This is a genomic window from Neobacillus cucumis, assembly GCF_002860255.1.
GTDB classification, from domain to species: Bacteria; Bacillota; Bacilli; order Bacillales; family Cytobacillaceae; genus Neobacillus; species Neobacillus cucumis_A.
Map to the genome: position 1 here is coordinate 183066 of NZ_PGVE01000028.1, position 18760 is coordinate 201825.

Annotated in this window: 19 protein-coding genes; 8 read left to right on the forward strand and 11 right to left on the reverse strand. The window is 36.8% G+C overall.

The annotated features are described in order from the left end of the window. Positions 1 to 24 precede the first annotated feature (24 nt). The 3 genes from CVD27_RS06065 to CVD27_RS06075 all read right to left on the reverse strand — a co-directional run bounded on the left by CVD27_RS06065 (position 25) and on the right by CVD27_RS06075 (position 2502). Entirely contained in the window at positions 25 to 1041 is a 1017-nt protein-coding gene (locus CVD27_RS06065) for an XdhC family protein (RefSeq protein WP_101646985.1), read from the reverse strand. Between the two features lie 344 nt (positions 1042 to 1385). Further along, positions 1386 to 1748, reverse strand: a complete 363-nt coding sequence (locus CVD27_RS06070) for a hypothetical protein (RefSeq protein WP_101646986.1) — start codon at positions 1746 to 1748, stop codon at positions 1386 to 1388. A gap of 145 nt (positions 1749 to 1893) precedes the next feature. Next, entirely contained in the window at positions 1894 to 2502 is a 609-nt protein-coding gene (locus tag CVD27_RS06075) for a LysE/ArgO family amino acid transporter (RefSeq protein ID WP_101646987.1), read from the reverse strand. Positions 2503 to 2594: 92 nt separating this feature from the next. On the opposite strand from CVD27_RS06075, the gene CVD27_RS06080 reads away from it, so the two are divergent. After that, on the forward strand, positions 2595 to 2945 hold the full coding sequence (locus tag CVD27_RS06080; RefSeq protein WP_101646988.1) for a hypothetical protein: 351 nt from the start codon (positions 2595 to 2597) through the stop codon (positions 2943 to 2945). Here CVD27_RS06080 and CVD27_RS06085 read toward each other — a convergent pair. From CVD27_RS06085 to CVD27_RS06095, 3 genes are all read right to left on the reverse strand, one after another. Continuing rightward, complete coding sequence (locus CVD27_RS06085; protein ID WP_374703045.1) at positions 2938 to 3603, reverse strand: TVP38/TMEM64 family protein; 666 nt, start codon at positions 3601 to 3603, stop codon at positions 2938 to 2940. The two genes, CVD27_RS06080 and CVD27_RS06085, sit on opposite strands and share 8 nt — an antisense overlap. A gap of 56 nt (positions 3604 to 3659) precedes the next feature. After that, entirely contained in the window at positions 3660 to 5084 is a 1425-nt protein-coding gene (locus CVD27_RS06090) for a PAS domain S-box protein (protein ID WP_101646989.1), read from the reverse strand. A 191-nt stretch (positions 5085 to 5275) separates the two neighbouring features. Then, the gene (locus tag CVD27_RS06095) at positions 5276 to 6037 is read right to left on the reverse strand and encodes a C40 family peptidase (protein ID WP_101646990.1); all 762 of its coding nucleotides are present in this window, start codon (positions 6035 to 6037) and stop codon (positions 5276 to 5278) included. A 361-nt stretch (positions 6038 to 6398) separates the two neighbouring features. Between CVD27_RS06095 and CVD27_RS06100 the strand changes: the two genes are divergently transcribed. Further along, positions 6399 to 7580, forward strand: coding sequence for a TIGR04053 family radical SAM/SPASM domain-containing protein (locus CVD27_RS06100; RefSeq protein WP_374703046.1), 1182 nt, complete (start codon positions 6399 to 6401; stop codon positions 7578 to 7580). Positions 7581 to 7624: 44 nt separating this feature from the next. On the opposite strand, the gene CVD27_RS06105 is transcribed toward CVD27_RS06100, so the two are convergent. From CVD27_RS06105 to CVD27_RS06115, 3 genes are read right to left on the reverse strand one after another with little or no spacing between them, the layout of a single operon-like run. Next, positions 7625 to 8722, reverse strand: a complete 1098-nt coding sequence (locus tag CVD27_RS06105; protein WP_257984283.1) for a Ger(x)C family spore germination protein — start codon at positions 8720 to 8722, stop codon at positions 7625 to 7627. After that, complete coding sequence (locus CVD27_RS06110) at positions 8722 to 9828, reverse strand: GerAB/ArcD/ProY family transporter (RefSeq protein WP_308301769.1); 1107 nt, start codon at positions 9826 to 9828, stop codon at positions 8722 to 8724. The genes CVD27_RS06105 and CVD27_RS06110 overlap by 1 nt, the downstream gene beginning before the upstream one ends. Beyond that, entirely contained in the window at positions 9812 to 11146 is a 1335-nt protein-coding gene (locus tag CVD27_RS06115) for a spore germination protein (RefSeq protein WP_101646993.1), read from the reverse strand. Before CVD27_RS06115 ends, CVD27_RS06110 begins: the two co-directional genes overlap by 17 nt. A 149-nt stretch (positions 11147 to 11295) precedes the next feature. Between CVD27_RS06115 and CVD27_RS06120 the strand changes: the two genes are divergently transcribed. The 5 genes from CVD27_RS06120 to CVD27_RS06140 all read left to right on the forward strand — a co-directional run bounded on the left by CVD27_RS06120 (position 11296) and on the right by CVD27_RS06140 (position 15864). Continuing rightward, positions 11296 to 12720, forward strand: a complete 1425-nt coding sequence (locus tag CVD27_RS06120) for a hypothetical protein (RefSeq protein WP_101646994.1) — start codon at positions 11296 to 11298, stop codon at positions 12718 to 12720. A 78-nt stretch (positions 12721 to 12798) separates the two neighbouring features. Then, the gene (corA, locus tag CVD27_RS06125) at positions 12799 to 13749 is read left to right on the forward strand and encodes a magnesium/cobalt transporter CorA (RefSeq protein ID WP_101646995.1); all 951 of its coding nucleotides are present in this window, start codon (positions 12799 to 12801) and stop codon (positions 13747 to 13749) included. Positions 13750 to 13803: 54 nt separating this feature from the next. Continuing rightward, on the forward strand, positions 13804 to 14826 hold the full coding sequence (locus CVD27_RS06130; RefSeq protein ID WP_180960179.1) for a M42 family metallopeptidase: 1023 nt from the start codon (positions 13804 to 13806) through the stop codon (positions 14824 to 14826). 156 nt (positions 14827 to 14982) lie between these two features. Next, positions 14983 to 15567: a hypothetical protein gene (locus CVD27_RS06135; RefSeq protein WP_101646997.1), complete on the forward strand. Its 585-nt coding sequence runs from the start codon at positions 14983 to 14985 to the stop codon at positions 15565 to 15567. An 81-nt stretch (positions 15568 to 15648) separates the two neighbouring features. Further along, positions 15649 to 15864, forward strand: coding sequence for a twin-arginine translocase TatA/TatE family subunit (locus CVD27_RS06140; RefSeq protein ID WP_101646998.1), 216 nt, complete (start codon positions 15649 to 15651; stop codon positions 15862 to 15864). 271 nt (positions 15865 to 16135) lie between these two features. Here CVD27_RS06140 and CVD27_RS06145 read toward each other — a convergent pair whose 3' ends face one another. Beyond that, positions 16136 to 16681: a hypothetical protein gene (locus CVD27_RS06145; RefSeq protein ID WP_101646999.1), complete on the reverse strand. Its 546-nt coding sequence runs from the start codon at positions 16679 to 16681 to the stop codon at positions 16136 to 16138. A gap of 276 nt (positions 16682 to 16957) precedes the next feature. Here CVD27_RS06145 and CVD27_RS06150 point away from each other — a divergent pair, with 276 nt between their 5' ends. Next, complete coding sequence (locus CVD27_RS06150; RefSeq protein ID WP_101647000.1) at positions 16958 to 18184, forward strand: NAD(P)/FAD-dependent oxidoreductase; 1227 nt, start codon at positions 16958 to 16960, stop codon at positions 18182 to 18184. 164 nt (positions 18185 to 18348) lie between these two features. On the opposite strand, the gene CVD27_RS06155 is transcribed toward CVD27_RS06150, so the two are convergent. Continuing rightward, positions 18349 to 18717 (reverse strand): VOC family protein, encoded by a 369-nt coding sequence (locus CVD27_RS06155; RefSeq protein WP_101647001.1) that lies wholly within the window; start codon positions 18715 to 18717, stop codon positions 18349 to 18351. Between the last annotated feature and the right edge of the window lie 43 nt (positions 18718 to 18760).

Here is an 18760-nt window from a genome sequence, read left to right on the forward strand (position 1 = left end):
GCCAGCCCTCCTAACACGCTGATACTAATCTGGAATGGTCCAGAGCAATTCTACTCTTTCGTGCACTGGTTTTCTCCATACTTCAATCATTTGAGCCAACACACTAACAGCTATTTCAACAGGACCTTTTGCCCCTATTGCCGTACCCATTGGTGAAAAGACGCCATCAGGAACTTCTTTACCATTTAATAACCTTCTGGTACGTTCTCTTGGACCAAGAATCCCTAAGTATCGTATATTTTTATTTATTATTTTCATCAGTAACTCCTGATCTCTTTTAAATTGATGGGTCATGATGACAACAAAGTCATAAGGAGAAAAAGAGATTTGTTTAAGGAGATCCGCAGGAAACCCAATGATTAACTCATTTGCCCCTGTAAAGTATTTTTTCTGACATAACGCTTCCCGCCAATCACAAACCGTTACTGAAAAGCCGATCTCAGCTGCAAAAGATACAAGTGGTCTTGCATCTGGTCCTGCACCGAAGACAATTAATCGAGGTTTCGGATGGAATGTTTGTTGAAAGACAGCTGAACCATCTCTAGTTAAAGGTCCACTCTTTGAGGAAAACTCAATTGTTGGGAGCGGTCCGGACCAATTACCAAACGGCTCACCATTTTCCTCAATAAAAACATATTCCCCTAGGTCGTCGAGTTTTTTTAAGGCAATTACAGGCTTATGCATACGCAGAAGTTCTTTAACCATTAGATAATCCTCAATTAATCGTTCTGTTACCGGTTCGATCAATATATCAATGGTGCCATTACAGCCAGTACCCTGCCCCCAGTTCAAGTCATCTTCCATATACAAATCGTATTGGATGATCACGGCCTCTTGTTTCTTAAACACCTCCCGCGCTTTTACAGTCAGGTCTTCCTCTAAACAGCCTGCAGTCAACATTCCAATTTGTGTACCATCCGAAAAAAATAGCATTGAGGAGCCCTCTTTTTTATAAGCCGAACCCTCTACACCAACAATCGTGGCCAGGACCTTTTCCCCTGGGTAATGAAGAACATCTAAAATTTGATAAAAATCCTCCACACTTTTCCCCCACTCTTTAGACTCATAAATTCCCTATTGTTATTTATATTAGGTTGTAAGCTATTCCTAGAATGAAATATTTCAGATAATAAAAAATGTAAGGCGAATCTCCAGAGGCTGTATTTTGTTTAATATAATCTATGAACCTTCTTAAACTATTAATTAATCCTTCATAGTTTGTTCATAATTATCTTTTAAGATATAAATAGGTTCTAGGAAGAACCTTTTAACCTCCGCCCCCCTTAATATAGATTAGGTTTGATCTGCCCGGCATTTGCCGGGTCATTTTTTTGACATGAAAAAGCACGCACAATTTTAAAATGTGCGTGCTTTTGTTAGTTTGTTTAGCGGTATGAATGGGGTTGGTACTGTTGAAACGATTGGGTTTGAAAAGCCGGATTTATATTTGAAACAGATTGATATCCAAACGTCCCCTGTTGTCCCGCTAACTCTCTCTCCAATTGATTACACTGTGCAATAACTTCTTGGCATCGCTGAATGGCCATTTCATGCCCTTGTAAGCTTTGCTGAATCGTTTGTACCGCCATTCTTTCCTTTTGCAGCATTTGCTCCAGCATATGCACATTTTGCTGCTCATTTTGCAGCATTTGTTGATATTGCTGATTACTCATCTGTGTTTGTTGAATGAGCTGCTGGGAAAGTTGACGGCATTGATTAATATGTGTAATCGAATGTTGAGTGTTCATGTATTTACCTCCAATTTTTTGGATATCATACGCGTTCAAACCCTTTAAAATCAATAGGTTGAAGCTCCAACCCAAGATTATATTTCGCGCAATTAGAGGTTTTCATTCCGAACAAAACTGGCAATTACTGTGAGGTGTTTTGGAGTTAAATCAATGAAAAAATAAGAAAAACAGCGGTCCCCCACATAATAATGGCTGAAACTTTATTTAATAAAAGAATAAATCTGCCAGATTGGTCAAATCTGCCGATGATTTTTCCTGCCAGCGCTAAACTAAAAAACCATATCCACGATACAAGAATGCAGCTTAGCATAAAAATAATTTTCGCTGTACCATTATAAGATAATGAGCTTGTCCCAATTACGCCAATCGTATCCATGATTGCATGCGGATTTAGTAAAGAGACAGATGCTGCAAAAGCAATTTGCTTTTTGGGTGTAAAAGATACTTGCGAGGGCTCATTTTGACTAGGTTTACTCCGCCAAGTTGTAAAACCCATATAAAGTAAAAAAAGGACACCTGCTAGCAGTAGTATGGATTTTATCCAAAAGACACCAAAAACAACTGTTGATACACCATATACAGCTAATGAAATTAATAATGTATCACAAATTGAGGCAGTTATAACTACTGGAAGTACTCGTACCAAATTTTTTTGTACCGCCCCTTGATTAAAGACAAACACATTTTGTACGCCTAAAGGCAAAATGAGTCCTAAAGAAAGTAAAAAACCATGAATGGCTGCACTAACCATGATGTATCTCCTCTATCATTTTTCTATCTCTAAGTATACTTCACCCTCTCCCTGTCAATAACAATACCAATGAAGGTGAAAGGGTGGTTCGTATGAAAGGAATTTACCTTGTAAATGATCGCATCAGTATTGATGGGCGTTCCCTGGAGGAAAGTACTCTTTTACAAGAACAGTCTATTAAGGAATATATTATGAAGCAAGACATTCAGGTGGTATCCCTAAATCCATACCAATTGAAAGAGTATTATACTCTCCCTCATGCATTACTTTACGATCTACGTAAAAAAGAAAGCGCGTTTGATTGCTTAATTTATTACTCTCCACAAACAGTTGAAGAGTTTATTTATACCTATCCAGCAAAATGGTTAATCTTAAAAAGTTACTTTAAAGAAATCATCTTGATTCATAAAATGGACAATTTGAACGAACAACATGCTATTTAATTGATGGTTTATTAGCTGACCTTCGAAAAAGAAGGACAAAATTTATTAAAAAAATAATTATTACATAACAGCCATACATTCCAAACGAAAAAAGCTTGTTGCTGCTAAAAAGCGACCCGGCATAGGACAATATCAAGATGTTCGGAATTTTCCCTAATACCGAGGCGATAAAGAATGGGATTGCTTTAACTTTGCTTAAACCACAAATAATATTGACTATTGGTGCAGGAATAATTGGAATAAGCCGGAAGGTAAGAATCGCCACAAATGAATTTTTATTAAAAAACTCCTCGTATTGGGTGATTTTTGGATAATGGGACAACTTGCTTTCTGCTATGTCCCTGAAACCATAACGGCTAAGAAAAAAGAAACCCATTGTGCCGGCCATCGCCCCTACTAACGATATAAATACACCTTGCATCATTCCAAATACAGCGCCGATTACACCTGCTAAAACAGGAAAGGGGACAACAGGAAAGAAAACACAAATGGCTACAAAAACCATGCTGACTAGAACGGCCAAAATTCCGCCCTGCTTTACAACTTCTAGTAATTCATCTTTCTGCAAGAAACCAAGGGCAATAATAAAAAGCAGAATACAGATACTGATGATTCTTTTTTGCATGGCACTTTCCTCAACCTTTTTTGAATCCATCATACCATATTCTGTACCATTAAAAGGAACATCAGAACTTTAAGAGTGGTAAGTCTCCATTACTTTCTTAAATGATAAGGCAGCCATATGCTGACAGTTGTCCCTTCTCCCTCTTTACTTTCAATATGAATCTTTCCTTGATGAGCTTCAATAATTCGATAGCAAGTTAGTAAACCAAGACCTGTCCCTTTTTCCTTTGTTGAATAAAACGGTTCACCAAGCTTTTGTAATCGATTCTCAGGTATTCCGCACCCATCATCTGAAACTTCAACCTTCACACCTGTACTTTCCTCCAACACTCTAATATGAACCTGTCCCATCTTCGATAATGCCTCAAGCGCATTTTTAATAATATTGAGAAATACTTGTTTTAAAGAATCGGTGTCACCCATAATGGATAGATTTGGGTGTTCGACATAAAAATACAAACCCTTCTGTGACATCTTTGCTTCGGGTTGTAATAGCTGTACTACCTGGCGAACTAAATGGTCTATATAAACTCCTCTTAGTTTTTCTGTATGAGGTTTAGCCATTGTTAAAAATTCAGAAATAATCGCTTCCACTCGCTGCAATTCATCTAAGATAATACTTAAATATACTGGATTTATTTCTTTTTCCGAATTTAACAGCTGCATAAAACCCTTTATAGGAGTTAAAGGATTCCGAATCTCATGGGCAACAGCCGCTGCCATCTGGCCAACTACAGCTAATTTTTCAGATTTACGCAGCCGATCCTGGGTTTCTAAACGCTGTTCAATATCCCGTGAAACCGTAACCAGTTCACTAATCTCCCCGGTTACTTGATCGATTAATGCTTTAACGGTTGATTCTATCCAAACGTATGAACCGTCTTTCCTTTGGAATCGGTATGTAATTAGCTTTGGTGCATGAACATCATTGCGAATGGGCTGCTTTCTTAACTCGTTTAAATCATCAGGATGGATAAATTCTCGAGGATTTTTTCCAATCAATTCTTCGGGCTGAAACCCAAGTACGGTTTTAACTGAAGGAGAAATATAAAGGTAGGTGTAATCAACTTTATGTAACATAATCATATCGGAAGAATGCTCTGCAAGGAGCCGATATTTTTTCTCTCTGTGCTTTAGAGCGTTCTCCATTTGTTTTTTCTCTGTGATATCTAAAACTTGTCCAAGTAAAAACTCTTCCCCTGTTACCTGTATTTGAATCCTAGAGACTGTTAGAATTCCAGTTTTAATTTCACCTGATTTGTGGAAATACCTCTTTTCAAGCTGGTATCGATCCCTTTGCCGGTTCAAAACTTCCCCAAATAATTGTGCGTCCTTCACCATATCATCCGGATGTGAAATCTCTTCCATCGACAGGTTTGCCAACTCATCCGAGGAATATCCCAAAAACTCACAAAATGCCGGGTTAAATTGGGTCGTGGAATAATCTACTGAACTAATTAATTGAGGAATTTTTGCTTGATAAAAAACCTCTCGAAACTGTGTTAAATTAAACATCTAAACATCCAACCAATCCATTCCATTTTTTTCAAAATTATGAGGTCATTTGTATTTAGAAAAAAAAGACACTTTATTAGTATATAGCGAAACGAAGAAATCTTAAAGTACTAATTTTCTGATTTTCTGAAAATAAAAGAGGATATCCTTACCAGGTTAAAATCCTGTTATAGATATCCTCCATCTAATATTTAATTAATAGCCGTCCTAGCTCCTAAATATCTTGGTTTCCAATAGGTGTTGGTCATATCCGCAATCGATACCCCATTTGATCCGGCCTGAATAAATTGATTGTTACCTAAATAAATACCAACATGAGATGGGCCAGGTGCATAAGTTTCAAAGAAAACAAGATCCCCGGGATTTGGCGCGCTAACTGGTTTTAATCCTGACCACTGTGTGGCTGCAGTCCTTGGAATGGTGATTCCTACTTTTGCAAACACATAACTTGTATATCCACTGCAATCAAAACCCGCTGGAGAGTTACCTCCCCATAAGTAGGGAGTTCCAATATATTTTTTTGCTTCATTAATAACCATTTGTGCCTTTGAAACTGTAGTTTCAGGAGCCGTTGTAGAAGCTGTTGAAATTTTAAGGACTTGTCCTATATAAATTGTATCAGATGTTAAGTTATTAATAGATTTTAACTGAGTAACTGAAATTCCAAACCGGGAGCTAATTTTCCATAGGGTATCTCCGCTTTGGACTGTATAGGTGGTGTCATGGCTGTGTGGCGCCAATAAAGATAGTTTTTGATTTACATAGATAGAGTCACTTGTGAGGTTATTCCAAGTCTTTAAATCTGTGACAGATATTTGGTTAGCTTGTGCAATCTTCCAGAGGGTATCACCGGATTGAACCGTATAAATATTTTCATGTGCACTAGCCGTTCCTGTAAATGAAGCAAACAAGAGACTTACAGCTGCAGCCGCTGTCAGTAGGTGTTTATTCATAGATGGTCAGTTCTCCTTCGATTGATTGATACTTTTATCTTACTAGAGAGCTGATATTGGTTAAAATACCAAAGATATGGTTTTCAGTAGAAGAATCCCCATATTTGGAAAAATCATCATCTATTGTTACAAGTATTCTTAGAGTAAAACCCTCTATTAATAGGAATTATGATGCCTTCATCTTAAAATCTATGATTTTCCATTCATCAAATCGTAATATTCCTGTAACAATTATACCTACATCAGCGAATGTAGAAATATTGTAACAAACCCTTCATCCACGGTAAAAAAGACCTATTTATAATAAATCTATAGAAACACTTATTATGAAAAAAAATATTAATGAATTCTGGTGATGAAGATGCAAGGTATAAGTAAAGGACACCCACATACAATGGGACATCCGCATTCTGCAGGTAAAAAAGTAGATTATGATGAAAACCCGTTTATTGTCATTTGGGAGGTAACAAGAGCCTGTCAGCTCAAATGTGTGCACTGCCGGGCAGATGCACAGCTGACTCCTGACCCAAGGGAGCTAACACATGAGGAAGGCATGAATCTTATTGATCAAATCTATGAAATGGATAATCCAATGCTCGTTTTTACCGGCGGGGATTGTATGATGAGGGAAGATTTATATGAACTTGCTGATTATGCCATAAAAAAAGGTATGCGTGTTTCGATGACACCAAGCGCCACTGCTAATGTAACGAAGGAAAAAATGAAGTTATTTAAAGATGTTGGACTATCACGATGGGGATTTAGCTTAGACGGACCTACTCCAGAAATCCATGATCATTTCCGTGGAACTCCAGGATCCTTCGACTTAACTGTTGAAAAAATAAAATATTTAAATGAACTTGATATGCCTTTACAAATTAACACGGTTATCTCTCGATATAATTATGATTCGCTCGAAGAAATGTCAAAATTAGTTGCCCAACTTGGTGCAGTGATGTGGTATATTTTCCTGCTGGTTCCTACTGGCCGAGGACAGATAGATGCATGTATCTCTCCTGCTGATCATGAAAAGGTATTCAGATGGCTATATGAGCTGAGTAAGACCGCACCCTATGATATTAAAACGACAGCTGCACAACATTACCGCCGCGTTGTATTACAACAAAAAACGCGTGACCACCTAATTGAAAAAGGCAATATTCAATATGAAGATTCGATTACGACAGATTTTGCTTCCATGCACGATGGGTTAAAGCGTGCTCCAAAGGGAGTGAATGATGGAAATGGATTTGCCTTTATCTCTCATATCGGTGACGTCATGCCGAGCGGTTTGCTTCCAATTGTGGGCGGAAATGTTCTGGAAACCCCCCTTGCCAAAATATACCGAGAGGCAAAAGTATTTAAGGAGCTCAGGCAGCCGGATCATTATAAAGGGAAATGCGGTATCTGTGAATATAATAAAATCTGCGGTGGTTCCCGTTCCAGAACCTATGCAGTGACTGGTGATTATTTGGAAAGTGAGCCATTCTGTGTGTACATTCCACAGACAATGCGTAACAAAGAATCGGCACCTTCAGTTTAATTCTATCTTAAAAAGGGCATTCTGGTTAAACTGGAATGCCCTTTTTAATCTATTAATCCTGTATCCTCGATTTGTACTTTAGATTGTACCTTAAATACAACGTTTGGATAGATTCTTTTCCATTGCTCCCAATCATCTTCATTAAAATGTCTTGAACGGTATCTTAGCCCAAAGCCAATTGGATCGAGGTTAGCCTTTTGAATCTTGACAAGAAATTTTTCAAACCGCTTATTGATTGATTCTTCCGCTGCTTTCTCAAATTCAGATAATTTTGGAATGGCTACCCGATCAGATGCTTCTTCCAAATTGCCATCTACAGAAACATGTACATTTATAATGGGTGTTTTTCCTTTTTGTGTATTGAGTTTATATTTTGTTTTTACTTTGTCTGTATTGATGATTATGGTTGTTTTCCCTTTTGTAACTTTGATAGCACTCTTTTCCTCACGATTCATCATAAAATTTAGCATTTTGGCTTCCTCAGGGTTAAGTGTAAGTTTTAAAGCACTTTTATTAAATAGTCCAACCGTATTTATTTCAAATAAGTCTTTTTTTGCCTTCACAATTGGCATGAATGGGTCTATTCCTCTTTCAATTAGCCTGTATTTCAGGTCAAATAAATATTCTGGAGTAATATAAGGAGTCTCTGAACCTTCTTTCCCTAATGCTAGAAAGAGGGCATTTGAAGGGATATGCTCTGATTTTGGTTTTACTTTTAATACCTCCAAAGCGGTAGGCTTAGCAATATTCACCCAGGCAATTTTTTGTATGTCCCTTCTTCGAGTAAACCAGTAATACATGCCTGCATTGCCGTGGTTTTTCACTATTTCCTCACTAAACAAGAATACCTTTGCATGGCTGAAATCAATTTCCTTATCGACTTTTGTTTTAATAATTCGAACTGCTTCAGACATGGAATTAGCGTTTTGTGAAACAATTTGATACTGGCTCGGATTATCTTTAGAAGCCCCGGGAACGGCAAACTTTAAGCTAACCAGATATTTTTTTGAACTATTCTTTGCTGCATCCACACCTATACTCACGACAAAAAAACGCTTATCAATATCTTTAAACCCACAACTGGCTAAAACCAATGTGGACAGAAGCACTAGTAACGCGTATCTCCATTTGTCAAGGGACATCAAGCCAGTCTCCTCCTAGCCCAAATAAAGAATATGACTACGACCAAAATCTCAAAGAGTAGCCGAATAATTAACCAGTTAACTGCGGCTTTCATTAAGAGGATGGTATTTAAAAAAATAATTGACGCCATAGCTATTCCTGTGAAAACGAGGAGAATCATCCAGCTCTTTTTCTTACTCATTTCTCCTTTAAACGTTCCTTTTATTAACTCGAGTGCTACGTGCCAGTGAATGGATATACTCATCAGTGTAATGTTCATATAAAACATTAAAAATAGAAAGATAACACGTTCAATAGGACTATACACCAGCCTCAATGAATCGGCGGTACTGATCCATGGATAAAGGTATTCCTGTGTACCGTCTGAACCATGAAATCCAATAGGAATAAAGAAAGTTGTAAATGAGTTTATTATTCCTAAAACAAAGATAATAATAAAATTCCAAATCTTTAATTTTCCCTTTATCACACGATTAAATATAATTAAGTTTCCATAACCTGAAAAACAATAGGTGGCTGCAGCAAATGCCTTTAAACTTGGCCATTTAAAAATGTGGGTACCTACTTCAAGTATCGAATCCCAGTTTAGGAATTCATTTGTATAAGCCTTAAAAATAATGAACAAAATCAGTGGTGTATTTAGGAATAGGACAATTTCCAGTAAGTACATCACCCTTTCGGTAGGCAGCTGGATAATTAGAAAAATAGCGGCCAAATAAATCATCAGCAGTAAAAGTTTGGGCATCTCAGGGTTTACGAAACGGGATAAAATATCAATAAATCCAAGTAGAGTAAGGAGACCAGCTGTAAACCAGAACAGTTGAATACTTACAAGATGAAAAGTCTTTAACCAATACCGTTTTGAGGTAGAGAGAATTTCGGGCAGCCCTTTTTCCGAGAACTTGGTAATAGTTGTACTATAAATATAACTAAGAGCCACACCAACAGGTATAGCCAAAATCACCCCCATCACAGCTCCCTCATACCTATACCTAATCAAAATCTTTGGAATAAAGATTATGACATTTATGATCATATTCAAGAATACTAAATAAAGAAAATAACGATTCAGCGCCCTCCCCTCCTTATCACCTTTCCTCTTTATTTGGTTGAGTTTGCACTAGGGTCAGAAACGGCGTTCCAAAGCTATCTAGCTTAACCATGTATGCTATTAGCATCATTAAACCCACAACTACTCCTACTAATCCAAATACCGTTGCCAAGGCTAAAATAATGTATTTCATAATTCGTAGTGTAAAACTAAAGGCATTAATCGGGACTACAAAGTTCGAGATGGCCACAGTAGATGTGATGATAATCATAATATTACTGACAAGACCTGCTTCCGTCGCCGCTTGGCCTAAAATTAAACCACCTACTGTTGTGGCAGTCGGACCAATAGCCTTTGGGAGCCGGATACTGGCTTCTGTCAGCATTTCCATCATAACCAGCATAATCGTTACCTCAATAAAAGAGGGATAAGGGACACCTGTCCGGCTCCCTGCAATGCTTAAGGCTAATTGAACCCTAAAAACCTCAGGATTATAACTGGTAATCGCTACATACAGGCCTGGAAGAACAAGGCTTGTAAAAAAGCCGATATATCTTAAAAGCTGCAGGAACTTTGTCACCCAAAAAGTTTGATAAATATCCTCCATTGAAGCCATAAAGTCCTTCATTACGGTAGGTAAAACAACAGCAAACGGACTTCCGCTGACCAGCAGAATAATTTTCCCTGCTGCTATATTTACGACTACTCGATCAGGCCGTTCCGTAACGAGCATCATAGGTACAAGAGCACGATTACTTTTTTTAATAAGATCTAGTAGCTGCTCGCCCGTTTCGAACATCTGTACATCAATTTGGGATAAAAATTCTTTAATCCTTTTCAAAGTGGACGGGTCGGCTAATCTTTTATCATGGACAATCATGACCTTTGTTTTGGAAATACTGCCAACCGTTGTTGAATCAACCTGTAAGGTAGGCTCTGGGTACCGCTGACGAATTAATCCTATATTTGTCGGCAAACTTTCACTAAACCCTGATTGTGGTCCTTGAATCGTTGTCTCAACTGTTGTATCCAAAACTGAGTTATTCCGATCCGCTTTACTATCTAAAAGGAATACGGAATCTAGGTAAAAAAGAATTGTCACACCCCTAAGAAGCTCTTCAAGTGCTGTTTGTTTATTTTCATATGGTTTCACTAATGGATGGGATTGCAGATAAGCTAAAAATTGAAAAGGATCTTTAATTTCATAAAACGGGATGATTAACTTTTCTTGAAAAACTTGAAAATCACTAATGGATTTAATATATAATACCTCAATTGATTTTTCCTTTGAATGTAGTTCTTTTAATACAACATCCTCTGAATTGGATAGGCTATCCTTTAAGCTATCTTTGATGGTTTTGGAAGTTGGCATTTCTCTTACCTCACCGAGCTTATTTCTTTATAAGTTCCCTCCGTTATTGCCATTTTATTCTAAAAGGTAATACCCACAAGCTAGCGGTTAAGTTTCTTCTATTTTGGGAAAGTTGTTTTTAGAAATATTTATGGAGGGAAATACACTGGATGCAGCCAATCGCTTTAAAAGAAAAACATGTTTCTAAGGCACTTTTTCAATTTATTGCACCTTTTTCATTAAAAGCCGGTGCCTCCCGGGAGGTTATCACTTATTTAGAGGAGCTTGATTTTAATCTTTTTCGTTTAAGCGATATGGAAAGCGAAAATGCCTATTATGGAAATTTCCGTTTAAATCATAGTGAGATGGAAACCTATTTCCTCCCTTTAACGGCAAATATCCTTTTTCCCATTGCTCAGCATGAAAAGGGGTTTCAAAGATATTCCAAACAACTTAGTTTGGAGGGGGATTTAAACTTAAAAGATACTATTATTCCTTTTAAAATTCATTCAATCGATATTGTTACTTGCCCATTTGATTTAGGTTTTTTAACCATTCGGACGGAAATACGAAACAGTTCCCTATCCAATTCCATTGAGTTTGCCAACTGCATGCGACGACGAAATGGGGACACACTTAAATTTGAGCTTACTATTGACGGAGATACCTATCAAAATTTATTAATGTTCCTAATCAATCAATTTTGCCCAGATTTATCCAAGCACATGAACAATGATAAAGTACTTTTCTTAGAGAAAAAAAATATGTATGTTCAATCATTACTTTCCCTGAATGAAGAAGAAACCATTGATACAGTCGACCTTTATAGATTTGGAACATTATGCAGCTATGATACAGCTGGAAAACCCTTTGTAAATGCCAATAACATGGACTTTATTTCCCAGTTTATTCAGGATTACGCATATGACCGATTTGCACCAACAACTAATTATATTGTTGAACAAAACTGTTTTGCTGGTATAACAACCATAGTTAATTCTTGTTCGCAAACTCAACGATTTTATGGGTTTTATTATTATGCTCTACTGCTTAATCTTTTCCATAAATTAGTGTTGTTAAAAATAGCAAGTTGCTTTTCGGCTATTCATATTGAACAGGATAAAGAGAAAATTGAAAGCTTAAATTATACCCTAAACTCTTTTACATCTAATTACTTTTATACAGTCTATCCGCTGACTTTTGAAGGACAGGAAATGTTTAGGCTGCTAAGAAAAAGCCTTGGAATTGACCCTTTGTATGCCAACACCAAAGAGATTCTTTTTAGTATAGTAAAGTATGAAGATAACAATGTAGCTAAAAAAGACAGTATGTTACTGTTAGTTTTAACGATCTATACCGTGATTTGCGGAATTTTTAGTATGAATCTTTTTACTCATGATTTACAAGGCCATATAAAATGGGATCACTTTAAAACCTATAATCCCTTCGAATATTTTGCTGTGTTTATTGTTTTTAGCGGGATGATCGTCGTACTTACTCTTACCATTCAGGGATTAATACAAGGATATAAGAACCGAAAAAAACGTAAAAAATGGGTTCGTCAAACCGTTTGGTCCTCGAAAAAAAATGGATAGGACAAATCGGGCTTTTCTTTTTCAGACATTCCTTTATAGTAAAGGTATAATGTTGATAAGGAGATAGAAACAGATTTTATGATACGAACAATTGCATTAGACCAAAATAATCAACTAGTTAAAGATTTAGAAATAGAAAAAATCGTGAATGGAAATTATCTGTGGTACTGGGTTGATTTTCACCAGCCAACAGAAAAAGAGACGGATTATTTACGGACTCCCCTCTCTTTTCATCCACTAGCAATTGAAGATTGTATGCACCATATGCAGCGCCCCAAACTCGATTACTATGAAGGATATACATTTTTTGTCACACAGACCTTAAATCAATTAGCTACACTTAAAGAAGAAGTAGATTTTTTCTTAGGTAAAAACTATATTATTACCTTTCATCATCAGTCTTGCACGGAGATAGATGAAGTCTGGAAACGATTAGTGCTTTCCGAAAATCTTGAAAAATGGGATGCTTCCTATGTGTTTTACTTAATTTTAGATAAGATGGTAGATAATTATTTCCCTCTTGTGTACCAAATTGAAGATATGTTAAATGAACTGGATGAAAATTCAAAAAGAAGATCAATGGAAGAATTACTCGAGGACTTATTTGATACAAGGCATAGTTTATTATCCTTAAGACATACGGTTACTCCGATGCGAGATCTTCTATACAGAATTCTGAACGCCCAAAGAGAAACATACATAAAAGGGAGAAGCGAATATTTTTCTGACATTCATGACCATTTACTTAAACTAACAGAAATGATCGAAGCCAATCGGGAATTAACCACTGATATTCGTGACAGCTATATTTCGTTAAATTCCCATCAAACCAATCATGTCATGAAAGTTTTAACAGTCATTACCACCATTTTTATGCCGATTACATTCATTGCTGGTTTGTACGGAATGAATTTCCGCTATATGCCTGAGTTAACGTGGAAATACGGATATCCTTGGGCATTATTTATCATGGCAGTCATTACCATCGGGATGTCTTTATGGTTTAAAAAGAAAGGCTGGTTTAAATAAGAGCAATAACAGAAAGGGGTATTGAAAGTGGTTCAAATAAATTTAGAGGAAACAATGAAGTTAATAGCTGATTTAGTATCAATTCCAAGTCCGTCAGGAAATACTAACGAGGTCATTACTTTTGTAGAAAATTTTCTTAAAGAGTTACAGGTTGATACCTACCGTAATCGTAAAGGTGGATTAATTGCCACCATTGAGGGGAATGATACCCACAGCCATCGGATGCTGACCGCTCATGTTGATACACTAGGTGCGATGGTAAAGGAAGTAAAAGCAAATGGGAGATTAAAAATCGACTTAATCGGAGGATTTCGATTTAACTCCATCGAAGGTGAATACTGCCAAATTGAAACTCAGAGCGGCAAAAAATTTACCGGAACCATCCTCATGCATCAAACTTCTGTTCATGTTTATAAAGATGCAGGTAAAGCAGAGCGAAATCAAGATAATATGGAAATACGTATCGATGAAAAAGTACATACAGTTGAAGAAGTTCGGGCGCTTGGAATTGAAGTAGGTGATTTTGTCTCGTTTGATCCTCGAGTAGAGGTCACTCCAAGCGGCTACATAAAATCGCGCCATTTGGATGACAAGGCAAGTGTCGGCATCCTGCTTCAATTAATAAAACAAATCAAACAAGAAGGAATAAAGTTACCGTATACTACTCATTTTCTGATTTCGAATAATGAAGAAATTGGGTACGGCGGAAACTCCAATATCACCCCAGAAACAGTAGAATACCTTGCTGTTGACATGGGGGCAATGGGTGACGGCCAGTCTACCGATGAATATACAGTTTCAATCTGTGTAAAAGATTCAAGCGGGCCTTATCATTATAACTTACGCAAACACTTGGTTCGACTTGCCGAAGAAAACCATATTGGTTACAAACTCGATATTTATCCTTTCTATGGTTCAGATGCTTCTGCTGCCATTCGCTCTGGACATGATATTATCCACGGCTTAATCGGTCCTGGAATTGATTCATCACATGCCTTCGAACGGACCCATGTTTCTTCCATAGAAAATACAGCCAAGCTGTTATATTTTTACGTACAATCCAAACTAGTCATTTAATACAGGTATATTATGAAGGATCAGCCGGAAAACCTTCCGGATGATCCGCCCTTCCTTCACTTCATTTAAAATTAATCTCCCTTTGAACACTTTTAATAGAAATTTAATCTTTATTTTGTATAATTAAATAAATTTGTAGCAGAAGGTGTGAGGAACATGAAACAAGATTCCCTATCGCATAAAAAAACCGGCTTCCTAGCCAATTTTATTCCTAATTCCAAAGAACGGGAAAGAATCAACGTATTTCTTATTATTGCTATTTGTTTAATTTTGGCAGAAGTATTTTATGTTTATCTGTATCGCCAGCAATTAATGAGCCAAGATTTTCGGCATTATAAGGGAACATTTAAACAGTTTGGCTCGATTGCGCAAATTGGTTTTTATGTTACTCTGGCTATTTATCCAGTCTTTTTCCTTTTAAAAAATAAGAAAATTAAAGGATTGAAATGGGGATCCTTCGAATTAAAAACCATCTTACAATTTATTGGAAAGCTGGTTCGGCAGTGGCATGTTCCTATTGCTTTATTATCAACAGGAATAGTTTTTCTCCATGTTTACATGGCTCTATTAAGGGGATTTAAGCTGGACTTTACTTATATTTCAGGTATTATATCAACCATAACTCTTCTTCCATTAATGTTTATGGGGCTTAAGCGATTCAAAAGAAATGACCGCAATTTGCATTTCAAACTCGCCATCGGTTTCTTAATCTTATTTTTTATCCACGCTAACTTCTCTTAGCTTAATATCACTAGTACAATTGAGGAAAAAACGATATAATAGCGGTGGAATAATTACAACTCATCACTAGGAGATGAAGAAATGCTTTCAAATATTGGTGTTCCCGGTCTGATTTTAATTTTAATTGTGGCTTTAGTTATTTTTGGACCAAACAAACTCCCTGAAATTGGACGTGCTTTTGGAAAATCGATACGTGAGTTCAAAAAAGCGACCGAAGGAATAGCAGATGATATTAAGGAAGAAATTAAAGAGGATATCGTAGAAGCAAAGAAAAACTCAATCGATTTAAAAAAATAAGAAATGAAAGAGGCATCCACAGTATACAAGTGGATGCCTCTTACTTTACCTCTTTTTTGAAAAGGCCTGGAACTGATCCATTAATTTTCTTCTCGCTTTGGGGTTACGAAGCAAATAGGCAGCACCTAAACCAATCGTTGTCATCATCAAATTTTTTCTGTTCATTTTACAACCTCCTCGAGAAATGCCTTCCTTATCTATTTTCCCTTAAAGCGACGACTTCTAACATAAAAAAAGTCAATTCAAAAAAAGAAATTGACTTCTTAACCTTTTAAAGAGCGAGTTTTTCTTTCATTAATTGATTATGCTGCTTCGTTTGTTCTAAGAGCTGATTTAAAAGAACGGCTGCTTGTTTGTTATCCTTTTTATCGACAGCTATTCTTAATTCATGGAAGGTCTTCCAGTGTCCCATCTCTTTACCGCCATGTGCTTGTTTGATAAATTCCTCTTTTGTCATCTTGCCTGATTCAAATTGCTTTTTCAGTTCCTCTATTTTAGCCATTCTTTCTTTTTTCCATTGTTCACGCTTCGCTAAGTTTTCCGGACTCAACCATTGAGTTCGCAGTTTTTTCTTTTCTTCAAGTACCTTCGTCCATTCTGCCTTCTTATCAGGAGTATACTGTGTTACCCAAACAAGGAGCTTTTGTTCTCTCTCCGCCATCATTGCCTGCCAATCTTTATGTGTCATATGCTGACGTTTACCACCCTTGCAATCACAAGGCTTATCCTCATGATTTGCAGGTATTCCTCCATTAGCAAATGCAGCAGTAGGCATTAATAGTAATGTTAAAGTAAGAATGAATCCTTTAAGCTTCATAACAACTCTCCTTCCAACTGTCTAAATTTTTCCTATAGCTGGGATTATCATTCCCCGTTTGTCAAAAAAAAATTTACCAAATCGACAAATTTTCAGTAAAAAAATACTTGAGAAATGATACTAATTGACGTATCCTAAAATCAAATAAATAAATGTGAATTATTTCACAATAATTCGATAAGGAGCATTGCTCGTTTTTTTATCATTTTTATTGTGAAGAATTTCACAAAAAAATAGATAAAGATAAATATAAATGAGTTTGGAGTGGGGAGTTAAATGAATAAACCAAAAATTGTCATTCTAGGTGCCGGATATGGTGGAATCATCACAAGCAAGAGTCTCGAGAAGTTATTAAAATCAGGGGAAGCAGATGTTACACTAATTAATAAGCATGAATATCACTACATAACAACACAGCTTCATAAAACAGTTGTCGGAACAGCAGCGGATCGCCAAATCGCTATGTCTATCCCAAACCTAATTAATCCGAACAAAACTAGATTCTTACAAGCTACTGTATCATCTGTTGACCTTAATGAACAAGAAGTACACCTTGAAGGCGGTGACACTGTGCCATATGATTATCTGTTAGTTTCACTTGGTTTTGAAGTTGAAACCTATGGAACACCTGGTATAAAAGAAAACGCCTTCGAAATTAGAAGCTTTAGAAGTTCAAAAGCAATTTATAATCAAATTATTAAACAATTTAACTTATATAAGCAAGACCAAGATCCTTCCAGGTTAACTTTCGTAGTAGCTGGAGGAGGTTTTACAGGTGTGGAGCTGCTTGGAGAGTTTGCTGATGGAATGCCCAAATTATGTAAAGAACACAATATACCATTTGAAAAAGTTAAAATTGTAGCAATTGAAGCGGCATCATCAGTGATTCCCTTCTTCCCTAAACAATCCATTGAGTATACAACCGAAGTTTTAGAAAAGATGAATATTGAATTAATCACAGGCAGAAAAATTCTTAAATGCTCCCCTGAAATGGTTGTTATAGAACCTAATTGGGAAATTCCCACTCGAACTTTAATTTGGTCTTGTGGTGTGAAAGGAAATACAATTGTTCATAATTGGGGACTTCCAATTGTAAGAGGCAAGATTGCTGTTGATTCTTATCTTCGAGTAAAAAACATAAATAATGTTTTTAGCCTTGGTGATTGCTCCCTTTTTATGAAAGATGAAAAGAACGCCTTAGCACCAACTGCCCAAGTTGCACTGCAACAGGCACCTGTATGTGCGAAAAATATTGTTGCGTCTCTTCGTGGTGAATCTTTAAAAAAATTTGAATACCACCATAAGGGATCTGTCGCATCGATAGGACTTAAAGTTGGTGTTGGAAAGGTCGGCAGTCTCAGCCTATCCGGAGTAATAGGAGCCTTCATGAAACTAGTCATTGAAGCTCGTTATCTCTTTAATTTGGGCGGCCCATCCTTAATTATCAAGCAGCATTTTGGCGTTGACCGTGCTCCGATAAAAGTAACCGCAAAAGTTAAATAAATGATTTTGGTTCCTTTCAAGGCGTAGGATTCCCCCTCCTATTTGCTAATGATTTGATATATCCCAAAAATAATTGCCTTTAATCCCCGAAAGGCGAAAACAGCCCTAACCCATCATTCATTCAATGGGATAGGGCTGTTTTTTACTATAAATAGATACATCTATTAATCCCATTCAAGAAATTCGAGACGGTTGCCGAATGGGTCAAGGACATGGATTCTGCTTGCTCCCGGGAGGTTATCATCTTCTGTGAATGCTATTTTATGTTCTTTTAAGTGATGCTTTAATCCCTCAATGTTTTCAACGACGAAGGCAGGATGAGCCTTTTTTGCTGGGGAAAATGGTTCCTCAATCCCAATATGAAGCTGAAAGGTGGCAAATTCAAACCATACACCGCCACGTTTCGCTAACTCTTCGGGTTTTTCAACCTCAATAAGCCCAAGGATTCCTGAAAAAAATTCCCTTGCCGTTTGTTCACACCCTTTTGGACCAGCAAGTTGTACATGATCGAGTTTTTTTATCTCAAATGTCATTTAGACCCCTCCGTAATTTAGAGCTTACCATTATTTTATAAAA

What these genes read in the sequence shown, in the direction of transcription:
- CVD27_RS06070 (WP_101646986.1), bottom strand. Translation starts at nt 1,748, where the DNA reads ATGAACACTCAACATTCGATTACACATATTAATCAATGCCGTCAACTT.
- CVD27_RS06075 (WP_101646987.1), bottom strand. Translation starts at nt 2,502, where the DNA reads ATGGTTAGTGCAGCCATTCATGGTTTTTTACTTTCTTTAGGACTCATT.
- CVD27_RS06080 (WP_101646988.1), top strand. Translation starts at nt 2,595, where the DNA reads ATGAAAGGAATTTACCTTGTAAATGATCGCATCAGTATTGATGGGCGT.
- CVD27_RS06085 (WP_374703045.1), bottom strand. Translation starts at nt 3,603, where the DNA reads ATGATGGATTCAAAAAAGGTTGAGGAAAGTGCCATGCAAAAAAGAATC.
- CVD27_RS06090 (WP_101646989.1), bottom strand. Translation starts at nt 5,084, where the DNA reads ATGTTTAATTTAACACAGTTTCGAGAGGTTTTTTATCAAGCAAAAATT.
- CVD27_RS06095 (WP_101646990.1), bottom strand. Translation starts at nt 6,037, where the DNA reads ATGAATAAACACCTACTGACAGCGGCTGCAGCTGTAAGTCTCTTGTTT.
- CVD27_RS06100 (WP_374703046.1), top strand. Translation starts at nt 6,399, where the DNA reads ATGCAAGGTATAAGTAAAGGACACCCACATACAATGGGACATCCGCAT.
- CVD27_RS06105 (WP_257984283.1), bottom strand. Translation starts at nt 8,722, where the DNA reads ATGTCCCTTGACAAATGGAGATACGCGTTACTAGTGCTTCTGTCCACA.
- CVD27_RS06115 (WP_101646993.1), bottom strand. Translation starts at nt 11,146, where the DNA reads ATGCCAACTTCCAAAACCATCAAAGATAGCTTAAAGGATAGCCTATCC.
- CVD27_RS06120 (WP_101646994.1), top strand. Translation starts at nt 11,296, where the DNA reads ATGCAGCCAATCGCTTTAAAAGAAAAACATGTTTCTAAGGCACTTTTT.
- corA (WP_101646995.1), top strand. Translation starts at nt 12,799, where the DNA reads ATGATACGAACAATTGCATTAGACCAAAATAATCAACTAGTTAAAGAT.
- CVD27_RS06130 (WP_180960179.1), top strand. Translation starts at nt 13,804, where the DNA reads ATGAAGTTAATAGCTGATTTAGTATCAATTCCAAGTCCGTCAGGAAAT.
- CVD27_RS06135 (WP_101646997.1), top strand. Translation starts at nt 14,983, where the DNA reads ATGAAACAAGATTCCCTATCGCATAAAAAAACCGGCTTCCTAGCCAAT.
- CVD27_RS06140 (WP_101646998.1), top strand. Translation starts at nt 15,649, where the DNA reads ATGCTTTCAAATATTGGTGTTCCCGGTCTGATTTTAATTTTAATTGTG.
- CVD27_RS06145 (WP_101646999.1), bottom strand. Translation starts at nt 16,681, where the DNA reads ATGAAGCTTAAAGGATTCATTCTTACTTTAACATTACTATTAATGCCT.
- CVD27_RS06150 (WP_101647000.1), top strand. Translation starts at nt 16,958, where the DNA reads ATGAATAAACCAAAAATTGTCATTCTAGGTGCCGGATATGGTGGAATC.
- CVD27_RS06155 (WP_101647001.1), bottom strand. Translation starts at nt 18,717, where the DNA reads ATGACATTTGAGATAAAAAAACTCGATCATGTACAACTTGCTGGTCCA.